The organism is Chengkuizengella sediminis, assembly GCF_010078385.1.
GTDB classification, from domain to species: domain Bacteria; phylum Bacillota; class Bacilli; order Paenibacillales; family KCTC-33759; genus Chengkuizengella; species Chengkuizengella sediminis.
Genome location: NZ_SIJC01000024.1, coordinates 1 through 1044 on the forward strand (window position 1 = coordinate 1; position 1044 = coordinate 1044).

Sequence of the window (1044 nt, forward strand, 5' to 3'; positions counted from 1 at the left end):
AGTATCAAGCCATAGCTTCGGTGGCGTGTTTAGCCCCGTTACATTTTCGGCGCAGAGTCACTCGACCAGTGAGCTATTACGCACTCTTTCAATGGTGGCTGCTTCTAAGCCAACATCCTGGTTGTCTGTGCAACTCCACATCCTTTCCCACTTAACACACACTTGGGGACCTTAGCTGATGGTCTGGGCTGTTTCCCTTTTGACGATGGATCTTAGCACTCACCGTCTGACTCCTGGGGTTTAAAGTCTATGGCATTCGGAGTTTGACTGAGCTTGGTAACCCTTGACGGGCCCCGCACCCAATCAGTGCTCTACCTCCACGACTCACCCCCAAGGCTAGCCCTAAAGCTATTTCGGGGAGAACCAGCTATTTCCGAGTTCGATTGGAATTTCTCCGCTACCCCCACCTCATCCCCTCATTTTTCAACATAAGTGGGTTCGGGCCTCCAGTGAGTGTTACCTCACCTTCACCCTGGACAGGGGTAGATCACACGGTTTCGGGTCTACGTCAACATACTAACTTCGCCCTATTCAGACTCGCTTTCGCTGCGGCTCCAGCTCTTCACTTTAACCTTGCATGCTAACGTAACTCGCCGGTTCATTCTACAAAAGGCACGCCATCACCCATTAAACGGGCTCTGACTTCTTGTAAGCACACGGTTTCAGGTTCTATTTCACTCCCCTCCCGGGGTCCTTTTCACCTTTCCCTCACGGTACTGCTTCACTATCGGTCGCTAGGGAGTATTTAGCCTTGGCAGATGGTCCTGCCGGATTCATACGGGGTTTCACGTGCCCCGCACTACTCGGGATCCACTCCGGAGTGAATGATTTTTTGGTTACAGGACTATTACCCTCTTTGGTCCGCCTTTCCAGACGCTTCACCTAAATCATTCTTTTGTAACTCCATGTGGAGTGTCCCACAACCCCAACAGGCAAGCCTGTTGGTTTGGGCTAATCCGCGTTCGCTCGCCGCTACTGACGGAATCACTTTTGTTTTCTCTTCCTCAGGGTACTTAGATGTTTCAGTTCCCCTGGTCTGCCTCC

The 1044-nt window shown here is 51.6% G+C and carries 1 rRNA gene; it reads right to left on the minus strand.

Going from position 1 to position 1044, the window contains the following annotated elements:
• A 23S ribosomal RNA gene (locus EPK97_RS21085) occupies nucleotides 1-1044 on the minus strand; the annotation flags it as partial.